This window comes from Bradyrhizobium sp. USDA 4541 (assembly GCF_024171085.1).
Classification (GTDB): domain Bacteria; phylum Pseudomonadota; class Alphaproteobacteria; order Rhizobiales; family Xanthobacteraceae; genus Bradyrhizobium; species Bradyrhizobium australafricanum.
Genome location: NZ_JALJZF010000001.1, coordinates 2,135,071 through 2,153,724, shown reverse-complemented (window position 1 = coordinate 2,153,724; position 18,654 = coordinate 2,135,071). Strand labels below are relative to the sequence as shown.

Sequence of the window (18,654 nt, the reverse complement as noted above, 5' to 3'; positions counted from 1 at the left end):
GATTCAACTCAATCTCATCGCGCTTTAGCCATGCTGCGCGTCGACATCACCAAGCAGCTCGGCGAGTTCTCGCTTGCGGCCTCGTTCACCAGCGAGGGCCGTGTCACCGGCCTGTTCGGCGCGTCCGGCTCCGGCAAGACCTCGCTGATCAACACCATCGCGGGACTGTTGCGTCCCGACCGCGGCACCATCGTGATCGACGGCGAGACCGTCGACGATATCGCGACCGGCATCCACGTCCCGAGCTGGCGCCGCCGCATCGGTTACGTGTTCCAGGACGCGCGGCTGTTTCCGCATCTCGATGTCCGCCAGAACCTCGACTACGGCCGCCGCATGAACGGCCTCACCGAAGATCCCGCCCAACACCGGCGCGTCGTCGACCTGCTCGACATCGGCGCCCTGCTCGACCGCCGTCCCGGAAAGCTCTCCGGCGGCGAGCGCCAGCGCGTCGCGCTCGGCCGGGCGCTGCTGTCCAAGCCGCGGCTGCTGCTGCTCGACGAGCCGCTGGGGGCGCTCGACGAAAGCCGCAAGCTCGAGATCCTGCCCTATCTGGTCCGGCTGCGCGACGAGGCCGGCGTCCCGATGGTCTATGTCAGCCACGACGCGGCCGAGCTGCGCCAGCTCGCCACCCAGATCGTGATGCTGCGCCGCGGCCAGGTGACCGCGTTCGGCGGTGTCAAGGTGCTGACGGCGGGCGCCTAGCTGGCCGTTTTTCCGAAAGTCGGCATAAGATAGCCTATCTTGTCTGCCAGGCCCGCGTCGGGACGTCCGATCGGGCATAGGGAAGGGTGTATTTGTGCGACTGACTGGCTGGGTGTTGCTGTTGATCGGCGGGCTGCTGTGCGCCACGATTTCGTGGGCCGCGCTCGGCTTCCTGCTGATGGGCGTCGGCCTGATCGCGCTGCAGGTCGACGAGCGGCGCCGGCGTCCGGCCGATGCCGCCGTGCCGGCCGGCGCCTCGGGATTTACCCCGCCGCGCCTCAGCGACGGGCTGCAGCCGCCGACCCTCGATCCGATCGCAGGCCAGGATACCGGGCAGCGTCAGTCGCGCCGGGTGGCCTGGCCCGACAAGAAGGGGGACGCAGCCTACGGCCGGGAGACTTACGACCGCGAGGCATGGCGCCGGCTTGTCGACAGCGATCCTGATCTCGCCCAGATCGCGAATGTGCTCGCCGATTACGGCCCGCAATATGTCGATGAGCTGGCGGCGCGCTATCTGGCCGCCCCCGATAAGGGCCGCCTGGCGGCGATCGTCGACGGCATCATCGCGCGCGCCGGGGACGGTCAGCCGATCCCGCCGCCGCCCGCACCAGTCGAAGCATCTCGGCCGCCACCGCTGCCGCCCCCGCCGCAGCCAAAGCCGGTGATCATCCCTGCCGCCAAGCCGGCGGCTTCGCCAAGCAATCGCGCAAACGCGCTCGAAGCGTCCCTGCTCGCCACGGTCGAGGAGGCTTCCGCCAAGATGGCCGCCGAACGCGCGGGTCTCTTCAAGCCTGCCAAGGAGCCTGGAAAGGAGCCGGGCAAGGCCACCGACAGCCGACCGCAGGCGGCGAGCCAGCGGGAACCGCTGTTCGGTCGCGCCACCCGGGACGCGAAGCCCGCCGGGCCGCCGCCGGTGCCGGTCACAACGCCGCCGATGCCGGCTACACCGCCGCCCATGCCGGCCGACACGCCCGCCGCTCTCGAAGCATCGTTGATCGCCGCCGTCAGCGAGGCCGCCGCCCGGCGGGCGGACGCCCCCAAGGATGCGTTCAAGGATGCATCCAAGGATGCGTCCAAGCCGGCACCGGAGTCAGCGCCGCCGGCGCGGCGCGAGCCCGAAATCCGTGCGGTCGCGCCCACTCCACCGACGCCATCTCCGCCGGCTCCCGCTGCGCCCGCCACGACGCCAGCTGCGACGACACCACCTGCGAAGACAGCGGCCGACAATCTCGACGAGACGCTGCTCGCGGCGCTGGCCGAGATTTCCGGCCAGAAAATCAAGGGCGAGACCAAGCCGGACGCGGCGTCCAAGGGCCCATCCGGTCCGCCGGCCGACGACGGGCTGTCCGACATGATCAGGAAGTTCGCGCCGGATTCGAGCTTCCTGCGCAAGACGTAACGGCGCGCCTCAGACCCCCGCCACCGACGCCCAGATGTCGGCGAGCTTGCGCTTGACGATCTGCATCCGCGTTTGCGGCACGACCTTCTCCTCTTCCTCCGGCAGGCGCAGGCCGACCACGTTGACGCGGCCGCCGCTGATGCTGCGCGCCACCAGCACGATCTCGTCGAGCGCCAGTTCGGCCCCTTCCTTCGGCGCGCGGTCGAGATTGACGTCGAAATAGTCGGCGAGCGTCAGCTTGGCCTGGTGCTCGTCGACCTTGACGCCGTAGATCTCGGCGAGTTCGCCGAGCGTATGCTCCGCCGACACCATGAAGTCGCCGAGCAGATGCGGATCGGGCGCGCTCGACGGCGCCATGTCGACGAAGAAGCGGTCGAGCGCCTCGGCGCGCTCCGGCGGCGCCAGCAGGTAGATGTAGTCGCCGGGCGCGACCGGATCGGCCTCGGTCGGCGTCAGGATCCGCTCGTCGCGGATCACCAGCGTCGGCTTCGACCAGGACGGGATCAGCCCGCGGCGGAAGTACAGGCTCTTCGGCCGCACCGGATAGCCGACCAGCTGCTGCTCGAGCTGGCCGGGCAAATCGAGCTCGACGCGGCGCGGGCCGCGTTCGGCGCGCGGCAGCGCGACGTGCAGCCGCCGTGCCGCCGGCGCCAGTGTCCAGCCCTGCAACAGCAGCGAGATGATGACGACGACGAAGGCGACGTCGAAATAGAGATAGGCCTTCGACAGGCCGACCAGCATCGGGATCGAGGCGAGGAAGATCGCGACCGCGCCGCGCAGGCCGGTCCAGGCGATGAAGACCTTTTCCCGCCAGTTGAACTTGAACGGTGCGAGGCAGATCAGGACCGCCAGCGGCCGCGCCACCAGCATCAGCGCGAACGCCACCAGCACGGCGCCGCCGGCGCTGGAGAGCAGGCGATGCGGCGAGACCAGGAGGCCGAGCAGCACGAACATCACGATCTGCGCCAGCCAGGTCGCGGCGTCGAGGAACGTCACCACCGAATTATGCGCGCGGGTCGGCCGGTTGCCGATGATGATACCGGCGAGATAGACCGCGAGGAATCCCGAGGCGTGCACGATCTGCGAGCCGCCGAAGATCACCAGTGCCGCTGTGGTGACGAACGGCGCATGCAGGCCCTGCGGCAGCGCCACATAGTTCAGCGCGATCACCACCAGCCGGCCGCCGATCACCCCGATGATGGCGCCGAACACGGCCTCCTGGATGAACTCCAGCGCGATGTGCGAGGCCGAGCTCTGGCCGATCGAGATGAACTCGACCAGCATCAAAGTGAGGAAGATCGCGAACGGATCGTTGGTGCCGGATTCCGCCTCCAGCGTCGCGCCGACGCGTGGGCGTAGCCGCAGACCCTGGGTGTGCACCAGCAGGAACACGGCAGCCGCGTCGGTCGAGGCCACGACGGCGCCGACCAGCAATGACTCGGTCCAGTTGAGGTCGAGCACGAAACGGGCGACCGGCGCTGTGATCAGCGCGGTCAACAGCACGCCGGCGGTCGCCAGCACCATCGAGGGCACCAGCACGGTGCGGATGCTGGCAAACCGCGTCTTCAATCCGCCGTCGAACAGGATCAGCGCCAGCGCCACCGAGCCGACCAGATAGGTGGTGCGGACGTCGTCGAACTGCAGCCGGCCGGGGCCGGAATCGCCCGCCAGCATGCCGACCAGCAAGAACACCAGCAGCAAGGGAGCGCCGAACCGCAAGGCCAGCAGGCTCGACAGGATGCCGGCCATCACCAGCACCGCACCGAGCAGAATCGCTATACTGACGGAGTCGAGGGATGCCATGCGCCTTCGGAGGTCTCAAATACTTGCAATTGCATCCTTATCGTCGCCACACTGGGACGCCAACCGATTTCTGACCTAAGCGGCAATGTGCCCGGTCTCATCAGCCCTAGGTCGCCCCGACACTGTGTTGTATCGATGGTCGCGTGTGCGCCTTTGTGGGATTCTCGCGGGGCATTCGAATCACATTTGGCTGACCCGCGCTTCGAGTTGAGATTTTGCCGATGGACATGAACTGGAAGGACGTCCTCGAATCGATCCAAATGGCGGCGCGCTCGGTCGGCGCCGAGGTCGCCTCGCCCTGGTTCTATCTGCAATTCGGCATCATCCTCGCCGCCGCCGGCCTCGCCTACGCCGCCGACACCGCCATTCATGCGCGGGTCGACATGTCGTCGCTGGCGATGCGCTGGCCGCTGCCGCTCCGGCACTTCGCCCGCGTGATGGTGAAGAGCGCTTCCACCGCCGTGTTCGCGGTCCTGATGATCATCTCCCGCATCGTGATGTGGCACGCGACCTGGCCGAGCCGCAGCTATCTGATCGCGGTCTCCGCCAAGCTGGCGCTGGCCTGGCTGGTGATCCGCCTCGTCACCTCGGTGATCGACAACGCCTTCATCGTGAAAACAGTCTCGATCGCGGCCTGGGTGGTCGCCGCCCTCAGCATCATCGGCCAGCTCGATTGGGCGGCCGACACGCTGGATGCATATGCGGTCGTGGTCGGCGGCCTCCGCCTTTCGCCGCTGCTGCTGATCAAGGCCGGCGCGCTCCTGATCGTGGCGCTGTGGCTGACCAACCTCGCCGGCAATTTCGCCGAGAGCCGGATCAACCGAGCCACCGATCTGACGCCGTCGATCCAGGTGCTGCTGGTCAAGATCATCCGCATCGGATTGATGGTGACGGCGATCGTGATCGCGCTCGGCGCGGTCGGCATCAACCTCTCGGCGCTCGCGGTGTTCACCGGCGCGGCCGGCGTCGGCATCGGTCTCGGCCTGCAGAAGATCGTCGCCAATTTCATCAGCGGCCTGATCCTGTTGGTCGACAAATCGGTGAAGCCCGGCGATCTCGTCACGATCGGCGACAATTCGGGCCGGATCAGCGCGATGAAGACCCGCTACATCTCGGTCGCCGCCGGCGACGGCCGCGAGTTCCTGATCCCGAACGAGGATCTGGTGACGCAGAAGGTCACCAACTGGACCTACACCGACAAGAACACGCTGGTGAAGATCGCCTTCTCCACCAACTACGACGCCAATCCGCGGCAGGTCTGCAAGCTCGCGATCACGACCGCGGCGGCCCATCCGCGCGCCACCAAGGGCCGGACGCCGAACTGCATCCTGACCGAGTTCGCCGAGGCCGGGATGAAATTCTCCCTGACCTTCTGGATCGCCGACCCCGACGGCATGGACAATGTGAAGAGCGACGTCATGCTGTCGCTGTGGGACGCCTTCAAGCAGGAGGGGATCAGGGTGCCCTACCCGGTGCGGGAACTCCGCATCCGCGGCGGCGCGCTGCCGGTCGAGAGCGTGGTCGAGGTCTCCAATTAGCGCTTGAGCGCGGTCTTTTCGCCGCAGCGGTGGCCGCTGTTCCGGATATGGCCTGAAAATCAAGCCGTTTGGGCATGTCCCCATGCCCAACCTTGGCTTGCGCCGGGCGCGCCGATCATTAAATTAGGGCCTGAAATCAGCCCCTTGCCCGCAGAAACAGCCCGCCCATGAGCTATATCGACGCCACCGACACCTCGCTTCGCAAGACCGGTCAGATCAAGCTGCACGGACCGAGCGGCTTTGCCGGCATGCGCAAGGCGGGCGCCCTGGTGTCGAAATGCCTCGATGCGCTCACCGACATCGTCAAGCCGGGCATCCCGACTTCGGTCATCGACGAGTTCGTTCGCAAGTTCGCCTTCGACCACGGCGCCTATCCGGCGACGCTGATGTATCGCGGCTATCGCTACTCGACCTGCACCTCGATCAATCACGTGGTCTGCCACGGCATGCCGGGCGACCGGCCGCTGAAGGAAGGCGACATCGTCAATGTCGACGTCACCTTCATCGTCGACGGCTGGTACGGCGACTCCAGCCGCATGTATGCGATCGGCGCCATCGCGCGGAAGGCCGAGCGGCTGATCGAGGTGACCTATGAGGCGATGATGCGCGGCATCGCCGCGGTGAAGCCCGGCGCCACCACCGGCGATATCGGCCATGCCATCCAGAGCTATGTCGAGCCGCAGGGCATGAGCGTGGTGCGCGACTTCTGCGGCCACGGCCTCGGCCGCCTGTTCCACGATGAGCCGAACATCATCCATATCGGCCGCCCCGGCGAAGGCGCGCCCTTGAAGCCCGGCATGTTCTTCACCATCGAGCCGATGATCAATCTCGGCAAGCCGCATGTGAAGATCCTGTCCGACGGCTGGACCGCGGTGACCCGCGACCGTTCGCTGTCGGCGCAGTTCGAGCATTCGGTCGGCGTCACCGCCGACGGCGTCGAGATATTCACGCTGTCCGAACGCCATGGCGAGAAGCCGTGGGTTCAGGTCTAATCGGGTTCAGCTGTAACCGTCCTCGTCAATAATCGCTCCGCGTGCGCTCGATGATCTCCTCGGGCGTATGGTTCTCTCCGATCGACATCGCGCAGATCCGCGACAGATGCAGATAGGACAGTCCGGTCTCCTCCGCCCAGGCGTTGAACTGCGCCTGCACCTTGGCGAGATCGCGCTTCGACTTGACCTCCTCGGCGATATCGAGGCCGGCATCGCGCAGGCAGGCGACGACGTCGCGCGAGGTGACGAAGCCGTCCCAACCGAGGAAGCGCAGCAGCATCTGTCCGGTGTTGCCGCCGAGCCGGCTGCCGCGCTTGGCCAATAGCTCCAGCAGTCCAACCTCATCCGATGACGGCCAGGCGCTAAGGAATTTGCCGAAGCTGCCATGCTCGCGCGCGATCTCCTGCACGAAGCGGCCGTTGTCGCGCACCGACATGATCTTGGCGCCGTTGCGCACGATCCTGGCGTCGCTGACGAGCTTCTCCCAGAATTCGTCGGGCTTGAAGGCGAGCTTGGCGGGCTGAAAGCCGAGGAACGCCTCCTCGAAGCCCGGCCATTTGGCGTCGATCACGCTCCAGGCAAAGCCCGCGCAGAACACGCGCCTGGTCATCTCGGCCAGCACGCGGTCGTCGCTGAGCTTTGCCAGCGCCTTGGCGCCCGCCGGCGGCCGCAGCAGTTTCTCCAGCGCCTTCGGCCCGCCCTTGCGCTTCTCGGCGCGCGAGCGGATCACCTTGAATGATGTCACGCCGCCCTCCCCCTCTTGCTCTCGAACCGTTGCCGCCGACGGTAATTCGCCCGAAGCATCGTGGCAAACCCGGCAGTTGCATCGGCTCTTGCAAATCGCCGCGAGCACGGCATGGTTGTAGCCGATGCCCACCAAAGCCAGTGACAGCCCCGATCAGCCCGACGAGACGCCACATTATCACGGCCATCGCGAACGGCTGCGCGAGCGCTTCTATGCGGCCGGTCCCGACGCGCTGACCGACTATGAGCTGCTGGAAATGGCGCTGTTCGCCGCGATCCCGCGCCGCGACACCAAGCCGTTGGCCAAGGCGCTGTTGAAGAAGTTCGGCTCGTTCGCCGAGGTCGTGCACGCGCCGGTGGCGCGGCTGCGCGAGGTCGAGGGCGTCAAGGATGCCTCGATCAACCAGCTCAAGCTGCTCGCCGCGGCCGCCGGCCGGATCGCCAAGGGTGAGATCAGGCGCAACGTCGCGCTGTCGTCCTGGAACGACGTCATCGACTATTGCCGCACCGGCATGGCGTTCGCCGACAAGGAGCAGTTCCGCCTCCTGTTCCTCGACAAGCGCAACCAGCTGATCGCCGACGAGGTGCAGCAGACCGGCACCGTCGATCACACCCCGGTCTATCCGCGTGAGGTGATCAAGCGCGCGCTGGAATTGTCCGCCACCGCGCTGATCCTGGTGCACAACCACCCCACTAGCCCCTCTTCGATCACGCTTGATCACGCACAAGCACATTGAAACACTGATGAAATACCATTTTTGGGGGATTGCGTAGTGGGGGCGGTTTTGGCAAATTGGGGGCTGTATAAGGGGTAGAAAACGGCCTTCCGCTCCCAGCTAGCGATCCCTGTTTCTCCTCGACCGATCCCAGTTCCGGAAAGGAGAAACGCTATGCCCGCCCTGACCGACACCGCGATCCGACATGCGCTGAAGCGCGTCGAGATCAGTCGTAAGCAGGAGAACCTCGCCGATGGCGAAGGGCGCGGCACCGGCCGTCTCGTCCTCGTTCTCAAGCCCATGCCGAAGCGTGTCACTGCTGACTGGATGGCGCAGCAGTGGCGTGACGGCAAGCGAACCAAGAAGAAGCTCGGCGCCTACCCGTCAATGACGCTTGGCCAGGCCCGCGAGATCTACAAGCGCGACTTTGCGGACGTCATCCAGAAGGGGCGCAGCATCAAGATCGCCACCGACACCCGCCCCGGCACCGTCGCCGATCTGTTCGAGGGCTATGTCGCTGCGCTCAAGGAAGCGGGCAAGCCATCGTGGAAGGAGACGGAAAAGGGCCTCAACAAGATCGCCGACACGCTCGGGCGCAACCGCCTCGCCCGCGAGATCGAGGCCGAGGAAATCATCGAGCTGATCCGTCCGATCTACGAGCGCGGCGCAAAGTCGATGGCCGACCATGTGCGCTCCTACCTCCATGCCGCCTTTAGCTGGGGCATGAAGTCCGACAACGACTATCGGCAGCAATCCTCTCGTCGCTTCCGACTTCCCTTCAATCCGGCGACGGGCATCCCGACCGAGCCCAAGGTCAAAGGCACTCGCTGGCTCGACGAAGACGAGTTCGTGCAGCTCTATCGCTGGCTGGAGCGCCCCGACACGCCGGTTCATCCCTCCTATTCGCGCGCCGTGCAGCTCATCATGCTGACCGGCCAGCGTGTCGAAGAGATCGCGCGACTCCATGTCGATCAGTGGGACGCCAAGGAGCGCATCATCGACTGGTCCAAGACCAAGAACGAACAGCCTCACGCCGTCCCCGTGCCCTCGCTCGCCGCGGAATTGATCGAGTCGATCAAGCCGAACGAGTACGGTTGGTTCTTCCCCTCGGCCAAAGACCCGAGGAAGCCCGTCAGTCACGGTACGCTCTACAGCTTCGTCTGGCGCCAGCGGGACCGTGGAGTGATTCCTTATGCGACGAACCGCGATCTTCGTCGCACCTTCAAAACGCTGGCCGGCAAAGCGGGCGTGCCGAAGGAAATCCGCGATCGTCTCCAGAACCATGCACTGCAAGACGTCAGCTCCAAGCACTACGACCGCTGGCACTACATGGTTGAGAAGCGCGCCGGCATGGCGAAATGGGACAAGTTCGTCCGTGCCGTACTAGCCAAGAAACGCGTGAAGTTGGCGGCATGAGTCCTTTGCCATCCAAACTTGAACCTTCGCCAACCGCCGGCCGATTGACGAATTGGTGCAACACGTTGTTGCACCAATTCGCGCCCTTCTCACAGCGCCAAATCTTTACGATTCAGATCGGGTATGTTACCCGTTCTCGCGAAGAGATCGGGCATTACACCCGATCTGAGGAGGTGCCCACTGCGTTTCGTGCCGACCCCGATCGCCTCGCAACTGACGGGGCTCTCAACCGACAAGCTCCGGGAGTGGACCAGCCGGCGCGCACTGATTCCTGCGGACCAACGTCCCAAACAGAAAGGTTCGCCAGCACGATTCAGTTGGCAAACCATCCTTGTTCTGCGGATTGCTGTCTTACTGCGCGAACAGTTCGGCCTAGAACTCCAGGCACACAAGTCCGCGTTCGCCGATCTCCGCAAGCAGCTCCGTCAGCAATCCTTCATCGCGTTGTGGGGAAAGCACCTGGCCTTGGGGCCTACTGGCACTTGGTCGTTTATCGACAGCGGCGGAGCTATCCCTACGATCGATGCGCTATTAATTGCGCTCGATCCTCATCTATTTGTGCTGCGGGACGGCTTCGCGCTGCCGGGTGCAAACGAGGAGCTCCAATTCGATCTTTTCTCCCTATGCAACGTTCACGGCAAATCGCGAGGAAAGAGCAATGCTCGACCCGCAGCTCGGCGGGTGTCGTGAACGCGGCCTGCAATGCACCCTCGCCACGCTACGGGCAGTTATCGACTCAGTTTGTTCATGATATGTTCTCGTGTATTTGGCCCCGAGGAGAACGAGTTTGACCGCCGCAACGGTCCAGGATTGGCTTCAGAAGCTTGGCTACGCGGCCGAGCCTGATGTTCTTCACCTGCGCGGCGAGGCTGTGCCGGAGACGCATCCCTATGCGCTCGAAATCAAGACACTCTTGAAACCCGACGGCGCCGTGCGTGCACAGGCTGTCTTCGACGTGGAAGGAGTTCCCACGGTCGTGTTCGTCTCGAAGGACGGCACCACGCTCTCGGATGTCGACCTCGACAAGACGCGGCAGCGCATTTGGAACCAAAATCTCGCGACTATCGTGATTGATCTAAAGGGCGAGGAAGCCACCGCCCTGCCGGCCCGCAAACTTAAGCAGGCGGCCGAGCGCCTTCGATTTGAAGAGGCGCGTCCTGACGGCCCATTCTCCGCCTTGGACGTGTCGACTGCGAACTTGTCACGTCGTATGCCGAAATGGTTCGACGTCAAGGCGCGGGTCGATCGAAAGCTCCTTTCGAATCTGTCCACGGCCGTCTCCAAGCTCACCGAGGAAGGCCTGAATGGAATTGAAGGTGAGCGCGCGCGCCGACGACTTGCTGAGCTCCTCATGGGGCAGGTTCTCTTCATATCCTATCTTGAGCACCGCGAAATTGTCGGCGAAACCTACAGAGCGCGGAGAGAGGTTGCACAGCTTCCTGGCCTCGTAGCGCGGCGCGAGCGCGACGGGCTCGCCAAGTTGATTGATCGTCTGCGGACGGATTTCAACGGCGACTTTCTGGGGGATGATCGACACGATCCTTGGACAGCGCTCTCGACAGAAGGCTTCCAGATTCTCGATCAGTTCCTACGCCGGACGGACATGGAGACCGGTCAGGGGGACTTCTGGAATTATGATTTCAGCTACATTCCCGTGGAACTGTTGTCAGGTCTCTACGAGAAATTCCTCACGCCGGAACAGCAAGCTGAAGACGGCGCCTATTACACGCCCCGCAATCTCGCCATGCTCGCGGTTGATCAGGCGCTGTTGGCTTCAGCCGATCCGCTGTCCGAAACGATCTTCGATGGCGCTTGCGGATCGGGAATTCTGCTTACCACTGCCTATCGCCGCCTGATTGCGTTGGCGGAGGCACGGGAGGGTCGGCAACTAGGATTCGCTGAGCGCGGCGATCTCTTGAAACGCAGTATCTTCGGCGGCGATATCAATTTCATGGCGTGCCGCGTCACGGCCTTCAGCCTGTACCTCTCACTGCTCGAGGGTCTCGATCCGGCCGACATCCTAGAAGCACAGGAGCGCGACGGCACCAAGCTGCCGCCGCTGAAGGATCGCAATCTCGCGCATGGTCGCGATCAAGCCGACTTCTTCGAAGACACCCACACCTTCTTCGGTCGCCGCTTCTCGCTGATCATCTCGAACCCGCCATGGGCCGAACCAGAGGGAGAAGCGCATACCTCGGCTGACGTCTGGGCGGATCGCGCCGGTGTACCCTTTGCTCGGCGACAGATTGCCGGCGCCTATGCTCTACGCGCGCTCGACTTCCTTGCGGATGGCGGAAGAGCCTGCCTCATCCTGCCAATCGGGCAATTGCTCGGCGCATCGAGTGAAGCGTTCGTCTCCTATCTCCTGCACACCTATCGACCGAATCGAATCATCAATTTTGGCGACTTGCAGGGTCTGCTTTTTCCAACTGCTGAGAATACCTGTCACGTATTCTTGGGCGAGCGTCGCAGCCCAGCCATCCCGCAGACCATACCGTTCGACGAAACCTTCGACTATCTTGTGCCGAAGGCGGACCTCAGCCTCGCATTGGGTCGCCTCACGATGCAATCGGCGGACCGTCATTCACTCCAAACGCGTTCCGTTGCCGAGGATCCCCAGTTGCTCGTCACCATGATGTGGGGCGACGCGAATGATCTGGCGATTTGGACGCGGCTCAGCCTACGTGGTACTTTCGCCAGCTTTTGGAGAGGGCCGCGGGAGTTTCGGCGATGGGTGTATCGCAAAGGCATACATCTTGAAGATAAGAGTCGCGTACCAGTAGATCCCGGCCCGCTCCGGAACATGCCGCACGTGCCGATCGCCGCGCTCAGCGCGGGTGTGCCCGTTTTGCATCCTGACCTGCTCCGGCAGTGGCCCGCAAACAAGAACAGCGTCGTGGGTCTCAACGACGCGGTGCTTGCAGTCTTCGATGGACCACGCGTCATTTTCCCTGACGGTTTCTCGCGCGAGCAGCAGAATGTTCGTGCGGTCTATTATGACCAGCCTGCAAGCTTTACCCACAGCATTGGGGTAATCGCGGGCCGAAAGGAGGATGCGCCGCTCCTCCAGTTCACCGCGGTCTATCTGCGCTCAACGCTCGCCCGCTATTTCCTGATGATGCGCGGTTGGAAGATGCTTTGCGAACGTAACGGCATTCACCTCTCCGACGTCGACACCTTCCCCTTTTTCCCGCCCGAGGACGCACCGAACCCTGAGGCGGCCGCCTCGGCATTGGCGTCGATCACGTCGGCTGTTGCTGAGCTCTCGAACGAAGACGAGTTGATGCAACTTCCCCATTATGAGGGCATCCGAGCGGATCTCGACCAAGCAGTCTTTTCTTATTTCGGTCTGACCGAAGAGGAGCAGACACTTGTGTCGGAAACAGTCGAGGTGCTGATGCCATCGATCCGCCCGCGCAGTTTTAAGAGCTTGGACACTCCTGCCCAGCGGACCGCGAGTGCGAAAGACTTCGGCATCTATGCGCAGGCCCTCGCCGACGGTTTGACTGCCTGGCGCGATCGAACGGGAGGTCGTGGTCGCTTCGATGTCAATGTGGTCGCGAATGACCCTGCTCGCGCCGGCCCGTCTGGAATCGTGAAAATCAGCTTCGCGGCCGAGGCCCAAGCCGATCCTGGTGTGGCGACAGGCATTGACGACGAGCTTGTGATCGAGACGCTGGCAGCCCTCAGGAAATTGGGGCTCCGTACCATACCGTCAGGCGATTACCTCACCCTTGTTCCGGACACTCATCTCTGGATCGATGGCAGTCTTTATCTCGTGCGGCCGCTTACCCAACGCAGTTGGACCGTCCGCCAGGCTCTCCGCGACGCCGAGCATATTGTGCGGACCGTCCAAACCCGTGCGGGCTCGAACAAAACGGCGGTGCCTGCGTGACAAGTGGCGTCGACTGGATAACGGCGTTCCCACTGCAGCCAGCGACCGAAGCGGTCGAAGCGCTGCGACAAGGCTGGTCGGAACTAGCGGCGCGACCGAGGCCAGATTTCAACCCTAAGACCAAAGAGGATGCGCTAACCAAGCGCCTGAAGGTCTATGTCGAGAATCATGTCGCCCGCGAGCGGGGGCTGCTCGGCATGTGGGCGGCCGAGGACGTCATCGGTGAGATTGATCCGGTGACCGGCAAGCTGACTGAAGAGCGCCGGACCGACATCGTCTATGGCTGGAACAGCGATGTTCAGACCATGAAATTGGTCTTCGAGTTCAAGCGGCTTGGACGACAGAAGCGCCACCGCGACCACTACTTGCGCGAAGAAGGCCTCGGTCGCTTTGTCAACGGAATCTACAGCCGACGTCAGGCCGTTGCGGCAATGGTGGGTGTGCTGCTCGACCCGGAGGACGAGATAGTACCGCCGATACGCGATGCGCTCAGCGATACTGGGCTGGCGACACTACTTCGTTTGCGCCCCACTGCTGCAGGTGCCCCCTATATGCGGCCCTCACCGCTCTTCGTAGCAGCCGACTTTGACACCGAACATGAGCGCGATCCCGTGCTCGCGCCAAGCCATGGCACGATCCGCGTATCGCATTTCTTCTTCGCATTCGGATATGCGACAAGCACGCTAAAATCGACGAAATCAACGGCCACGGCATAGTTGCAATGGCTTCCGCCCGCACTGCAAGATTCGGCCTAGATCAAGGGAGCACCCTTATCTAGCTGGCTATCAAGGAAGTCCTCCCGGGACGGAACAGGGGCTGCGCTTGTGGCAAGGATCAGCTCCTCCACGACCTGCCGGGCCAGCGACCGGGCCATCACCTGTTCCTCCGTCGATATATCGGTCATGGCGCGGCCATGCAGAAACGCGCTTCGCACGTTGAACAGCCGCTCATACTGGTCAGCGTACAGGCGATCGCCGAGGAGCCCCGCAAGACGCCCTCGCATCCTTCTCGTCGCCGACATCCCCTTGTGACGATCCGGCGCGAAGCGGAAGCTCTTGTCGTAATCGGCGCGCAAGCCCAGCGCCGCCTCAATCGTCGTGATATGCGCGAGGAACTCGTCCACACCCTCGGCCAGGAAAGCCCGGACGAGGAAATGGACAATCGGCGTTTCAAATAAGACCGACCGCTTTGCCTGCTCGACGATCGTCCATCGGCTCTGATCCCACACGGGTAGTTCCGCCTCGACGGCGTCCTCTAGCCGCAGTTCGACCGGCCGCTCCTCTTCATAGGTCCCGCCATAGCCGTCGTCATAGATCCGCTCCTCCCAGTTCAGGGTATCGGGCGACGGCGGCGAATTGGGCCGGACGAAGATGTCGCTGTCGACCGTATAGATCCACGGGACGCGGAAGCCGCGCCAATCGACCTGCTTCATGGTCGCCCAGCTCTCCCAGGGAGCCAAGAGGAGGAAAAACAGCGCCTTCTCTACGGCACCGGGAAACCGTCCCTTGTGCGGTTCGATCCGTCCCAGGTCCTGGCTCAGGTCCATGTACAACACCGGGACGGCCCGTGCTTCAGGCTCCTGCTCAAGCGGCACGGTTTCCTCAACCACCAGCCAGTGAAACTGCGCAAACCGCCCGGCGTCGAAGTCTTGGCGCTGAAAGAACCGCTTCAAGCGGCGTTCGTCGACCAGCCCGCGCAGCTCTTCCGCCGTCAGCCTGCAAAGCTTCGTCGAACCGAACGCAAGCGGCGGCAGATCAGCGGCCAGGTCCAATGGCGCGAGATGGACCCGCTTGGCATGGGTTGCGCGCAGGGCCGTATCGAGGCCTTTCGCCGCCTCTTCCACCGATAAGGCGAGATGAGCGACATCATTCCGCAGGTCGCACGGAAGGCCCAAGGCCCTCAGCGCCGTCGAGAGCGCAAACCCTGGCCCCTTATTGCCGGCGTTCGGGTAGCCATCCCGGCACACTTCTCGCAAGCGCTCGAAGGCCGGATGCGCGAGGATGTTGTCCGGCCCCGGCGGACGCAGCCGCCATAGATCCGACATCGCGGAGATCATTGCACTGCTCGGTCCTGCCGCAGCCTCGTTCATCAGGCGATCCGAAGCCGACGCAGTAGCTTGCCGAGGACCGTTTCGTAGTCCTCCGGCTTCGAGAAATCGGCGTAGAGCTTGCCCTTCAGAAACTCCGGCAGCTCACATTCCTCATAAAGCAATGGCAGCACAACGACCTCGCCGCTGGCGATCTCGCGGTTCATCGCCACGTCGAGCTCCTTCTTCACCCAAGGGGCGCCGATCGACTTTTTCGACAGGACGACAGCGATATAGCGGCTGAGCTTCATGCCCTCTTCGATCTTGGCGATCAGCGAGTCCCCGATGTCGATCTCCGCTTCATCCAACCACACGCGCGGCACGCCGTGGGCGAGCAGATCTTTGCGGAGTCGGCGCACGAAAGGCTTATCGACGCCGGTGTGGCTCAAGAAGATGCCATGGTATTTCTCGTGCACCGGGTCGACCTTCTCGAGCGCGAGGCTATCGCGGACGAGTTGGTTTTGCGCCTCCTGCGACGTCGGCGGGGTCAGCAGCCACCCGGTCGTGGTCCCGAGCGCCACCTTGCCGCCGAGGCTGTAACCTTCGGGCGTGGCCGCGATCGACGCAAAGCCCTCGCCGGGATCGGAGAGGCACAGGGTCCAGCCGCCAGTTCGCGACAGCACCTCGAAGTAGCGCGTAAATGGGCTGTCCGGATCGACGCCCCCCATCCTGCGCCCCTTCTTCACGAGCAGATCCGAGCGCTTCACGAAGCTCGCCACCTTGGGCGCGACGTAACCCAGATGCGTCTCTCGGTAGCCGAAAAAGTTCACGCGTTTCGGCTCCGACAGGCACCAGATGACAGTCGCGCCACCGGCGATCGCCGCCTCCATCTCCTTTCGCCGGTCCTCTCCGTCGAAAGCGGAATCGAGGTCGAAGCGATCGTTCTGTCCCTTCAACTTGCCGAGCTCGTAATGCTCATTGGAAAACTCGCCGGCTTGGCCGAACAGGAAATGCGTGTAGCTCTCCGGATTGATGATGATCGTGTCATATTCGTAGAGCGGATAGGCGGCCCGCGCGCGATCCACCTCGGTACGGCACAGCCCGAGATTCTCGATCTCCACTCCGTCGATCGCGTCGCCGGTATAGGTCACCCCGACCGTCAGCAGCCTTCTCATATGCCGTTCCTTCACGCCTTTCGCTCGGCGGCGTTTGCCGCCTTCACGTCGATGATCTCACCGCGACTGCCGACGAGCGCAATCTCAATGCCGGCCAAGGCGCAGCGCGGCGCCAGCCGCTCGGCAAGGCGCAAAGTGCCCTCCGTCATCGGAACCACGGCCACCTGACGCCCCTGCGGCGGTGTCGCCATCAGCATTCCAACCGTCTCGCAGAGGCCGCGGTAAAGCCGCGACACTTGCCCCGGATGCCGCGTGTTGATGATGCCGCCCTTGCACTCGGCCGAGATGACATGGTCGCCGACGTCCGCGACGACATCGCCTAGCCCCGACTTCGGGTTGATGGTGATCGTGTGGCCCACCGGATTTCGATAGACACCGCCATAGGCGGTGCTGCCGAGGCTGGAGACCTTGGTGAACGCCCGCCGTCCCAGCCAGCCCGCAAAGTCGAACTGCTTTCCATGCTCACCATCGGGATGGACGCGGACGTCCCGTGCTCCCTGCGTACGGAGCAAGTGCATTGCGTAGGCGACCATGACAGCGCCTTCATAGAGATGATGTTCGTGGGCGCCGTCCGACTTGCCGACGCGGTTCGGCGGCGGCGCCAGCGCCGTCACGAGATCTTCGAAATCCAATCCAGCCTCCCCGCTCCCGTCGGCAAGCGTCCCGCGCACTGCCATTGACAGCCGCTTATAACCGTCCATATTTGCCCGGTAAAGGAGGCCCCCTCATGTTTACCTACAGTCCCGAGAAGTTTGCGTCGCTCTATGCGTCCGAGCTGGGTCAGCGCATCTGGGCCTTTCTCACGCAGGATAAGAATGTCGCCCGCCTGGAAACCGCGTCCGAACTGGGCAAGCCCGCGGTGGAGGGCATCGAGGAGCAGCTCCTTGCGGAGTTTCGCGAAGAGGTCCTGGCCGACCGCGTGAAGCAGATGGTGGGCCACATGGTGAGGCAGATCCTCGAGCAATGCGACTGGGTGCTCGACCAGACCGACGTGAAGGTCCAGTCCGTCCCCTTCAGCAAGGCGGCGCGCTATCGCAGGCCTGACTGGTTCACCTTCCATGCCTTCCGCAACACCAGCGATCCGCGCGACGTCGTCATCACCGATCGCCGGCAGAACCCGACGCTGCCTGCCGGTCCACGCTGGACCTACTACGCCACCTTCGCCAGCCCGTTGAGGGCAGCGGTGGCCTTCGGCGTCAACGACATCAAGCAGCTCCGCGAGCAGGTCCATTCCCACGGCTATCACCGGGTGCAGGTTCCCCGGATGCTGCGGCGCGCATGACTTGAGCAGACAATGAGTGATCTTTTCGACGTTGACGGACCCAATCTCGATCGCGGGTTTCAAAACCTAAAAGTCGCCGAGCATCCGATCGAGCAGCAGCTTCACGCCTTGCTGCAGGAGATGTGGGGGCGTTACGAGCCCTATGCCGATCCCGACTTCCGGCAGGGCTTCGCACGCGATGTCGATGGCCGCTTCTGGGAAATGTATCTCGGCTGCACACTGCTCGACGCTGGCCGCACCCTACTTCCTGTGGTCGAGCGCCAGCGCGAAGGCGGGCAGCCGGATCTCTGCGTGCTCGACGATGGCCGCCGCATCTGGATCGAGGCCATCACGCCGGACGAAGGCGCTCCCGGCCCCGACCAGATCGTCCGGCCCGTGCCGATCAACGAAGGCGGCGGTCTCTTCGCCGTACCGATGCGGCAGGCCCAGCTTCGCACCTCCAGCGCGTTCTGGACCAAGGCGCAGAAGATCGGGCGCTACCTCGAACAGGGCGTGATCGCGCCGGATGACACGCGCATCATCGCGATCAGCGCCAGCCGTTTCGGCGTCTATGTCGCCGAGCAGCCTTTGCCGCTCATCGTGACGACGCTGTTTCCGATCGGCGACGCCTTCATCGCCATCGACCGGGAAACCGGCGATGTCGTCGAAGAAGGCTTCCACCCGGCCGCCTTCATCCAGCGCGAGCGCAATCCGATCCCGCGCACCGCATTTCTTGACGAACGCTTCGCCGACATCTCAGGCGTGATCTGGTCGCGGATATCACTCGGCAATCTCTCCCGCCGACACCGGCCGATCACCTATGTCCACAATCCCTTGGCACAGGTCCCACTGCCGACGAACTGGGGCATCTGGGACCGCGAATTCGTCACGGCCCCACAGGGCGACCAATGGGAGACCACGAACATTCTGGCGCAAGCGCAGGCGGCGGAGGCGTCATGACTATACGACCATGTGCGCACACCCGAC

Annotated in this window: 16 protein-coding genes; 11 read left to right on the top strand and 5 right to left on the bottom strand. The window is 63.7% G+C overall.

All coding sequences use genetic code 11. The features are described 5' to 3' along the window. Positions 1 to 30: 30 nt before the first annotated feature. The gene (gene modC, locus J2R80_RS10030; RefSeq protein ID WP_253588674.1) at positions 31 to 702 is read left to right on the top strand and encodes a molybdenum ABC transporter ATP-binding protein; all 672 of its coding nucleotides are present in this window, start codon (positions 31 to 33) and stop codon (positions 700 to 702) included. A 94-nt stretch (positions 703 to 796) separates the two neighbouring features. After that, complete coding sequence (locus tag J2R80_RS10025; RefSeq protein WP_253588673.1) at positions 797 to 2,101, top strand: hypothetical protein; 1,305 nt, start codon at positions 797 to 799, stop codon at positions 2,099 to 2,101. 9 nt (positions 2,102 to 2,110) lie between these two features. Here the strand turns inward: J2R80_RS10025 and J2R80_RS10020 are convergent, their stop codons facing one another. Next, positions 2,111 to 3,904: a potassium/proton antiporter gene (locus J2R80_RS10020; RefSeq protein WP_253588672.1), complete on the bottom strand. Its 1,794-nt coding sequence runs from the start codon at positions 3,902 to 3,904 to the stop codon at positions 2,111 to 2,113. A 221-nt stretch (positions 3,905 to 4,125) separates the two neighbouring features. Here J2R80_RS10020 and J2R80_RS10015 point away from each other — a divergent pair, with 221 nt between their 5' ends. Together J2R80_RS10015 and map are read left to right on the top strand one after the other, a co-directional pair. Further along, positions 4,126 to 5,442 carry a mechanosensitive ion channel family protein gene (locus J2R80_RS10015; protein WP_057019519.1) on the top strand — a complete coding sequence of 439 codons (1,317 nt, stop codon included), beginning with the start codon at positions 4,126 to 4,128 and terminating at the stop codon, positions 5,440 to 5,442. A 167-nt stretch (positions 5,443 to 5,609) separates the two neighbouring features. Next, positions 5,610 to 6,434, top strand: a complete 825-nt coding sequence (gene map, locus J2R80_RS10010; RefSeq protein WP_016844429.1) for a type I methionyl aminopeptidase — start codon at positions 5,610 to 5,612, stop codon at positions 6,432 to 6,434. A 25-nt stretch (positions 6,435 to 6,459) separates the two neighbouring features. Here map and J2R80_RS10005 read toward each other — a convergent pair whose 3' ends face one another. Continuing rightward, entirely contained in the window at positions 6,460 to 7,179 is a 720-nt protein-coding gene (locus J2R80_RS10005; protein ID WP_057019520.1) for a DNA-3-methyladenine glycosylase I, read from the bottom strand. Positions 7,180 to 7,303: 124 nt separating this feature from the next. Between J2R80_RS10005 and J2R80_RS10000 the strand changes: the two genes are divergently transcribed. The 5 genes from J2R80_RS10000 (at position 7,304) to J2R80_RS09980 (ending at position 13,921) form a co-directional block, all read left to right on the top strand. Beyond that, positions 7,304 to 7,915 (top strand): RadC family protein, encoded by a 612-nt coding sequence (locus J2R80_RS10000; protein WP_253638509.1) that lies wholly within the window; start codon positions 7,304 to 7,306, stop codon positions 7,913 to 7,915. A 153-nt stretch (positions 7,916 to 8,068) separates the two neighbouring features. Continuing rightward, positions 8,069 to 9,310 carry a site-specific integrase gene (locus J2R80_RS09995; protein WP_253638508.1) on the top strand — a complete coding sequence of 414 codons (1,242 nt, stop codon included), beginning with the start codon at positions 8,069 to 8,071 and terminating at the stop codon, positions 9,308 to 9,310. 189 nt (positions 9,311 to 9,499) lie between these two features. Then, positions 9,500 to 10,000 carry a hypothetical protein gene (locus J2R80_RS09990; protein ID WP_253638507.1) on the top strand — a complete coding sequence of 167 codons (501 nt, stop codon included), beginning with the start codon at positions 9,500 to 9,502 and terminating at the stop codon, positions 9,998 to 10,000. Positions 10,001 to 10,097: 97 nt separating this feature from the next. Then, positions 10,098 to 13,205 carry an N-6 DNA methylase gene (locus tag J2R80_RS09985; RefSeq protein ID WP_253638506.1) on the top strand — a complete coding sequence of 1,036 codons (3,108 nt, stop codon included), beginning with the start codon at positions 10,098 to 10,100 and terminating at the stop codon, positions 13,203 to 13,205. Next, positions 13,202 to 13,921, top strand: coding sequence for a Fis family transcriptional regulator (locus tag J2R80_RS09980; protein ID WP_253638505.1), 720 nt, complete (start codon positions 13,202 to 13,204; stop codon positions 13,919 to 13,921). Before J2R80_RS09985 ends, J2R80_RS09980 begins: the two co-directional genes overlap by 4 nt. Positions 13,922 to 13,956: 35 nt before the next feature. Here J2R80_RS09980 and J2R80_RS09975 read toward each other — a convergent pair whose 3' ends face one another. From J2R80_RS09975 to J2R80_RS09965, 3 genes are read right to left on the bottom strand one after another with little or no spacing between them, the layout of a single operon-like run. Continuing rightward, a complete protein-coding gene (locus J2R80_RS09975) occupies positions 13,957 to 15,294 on the bottom strand; it encodes a hypothetical protein (RefSeq protein WP_253638504.1) in 1,338 nt (445 codons plus the stop codon). After that, complete coding sequence (locus tag J2R80_RS09970) at positions 15,294 to 16,406, bottom strand: toll/interleukin-1 receptor domain-containing protein (protein ID WP_253638503.1); 1,113 nt, start codon at positions 16,404 to 16,406, stop codon at positions 15,294 to 15,296. Before J2R80_RS09970 ends, J2R80_RS09975 begins: the two co-directional genes overlap by 1 nt. 11 nt (positions 16,407 to 16,417) lie before the next feature. Continuing rightward, positions 16,418 to 17,038: a hypothetical protein gene (locus J2R80_RS09965; protein ID WP_253638502.1), complete on the bottom strand. Its 621-nt coding sequence runs from the start codon at positions 17,036 to 17,038 to the stop codon at positions 16,418 to 16,420. A gap of 95 nt (positions 17,039 to 17,133) precedes the next feature. On the opposite strand from J2R80_RS09965, the gene J2R80_RS09960 reads away from it, so the two are divergent. Continuing rightward, on the top strand, positions 17,134 to 17,688 hold the full coding sequence (locus J2R80_RS09960) for a hypothetical protein (protein ID WP_253638501.1): 555 nt from the start codon (positions 17,134 to 17,136) through the stop codon (positions 17,686 to 17,688). A gap of 12 nt (positions 17,689 to 17,700) precedes the next feature. Next, positions 17,701 to 18,627: a hypothetical protein gene (locus J2R80_RS09955; protein WP_253638500.1), complete on the top strand. Its 927-nt coding sequence runs from the start codon at positions 17,701 to 17,703 to the stop codon at positions 18,625 to 18,627. Positions 18,628 to 18,654: the final 27 nt, after the last annotated feature.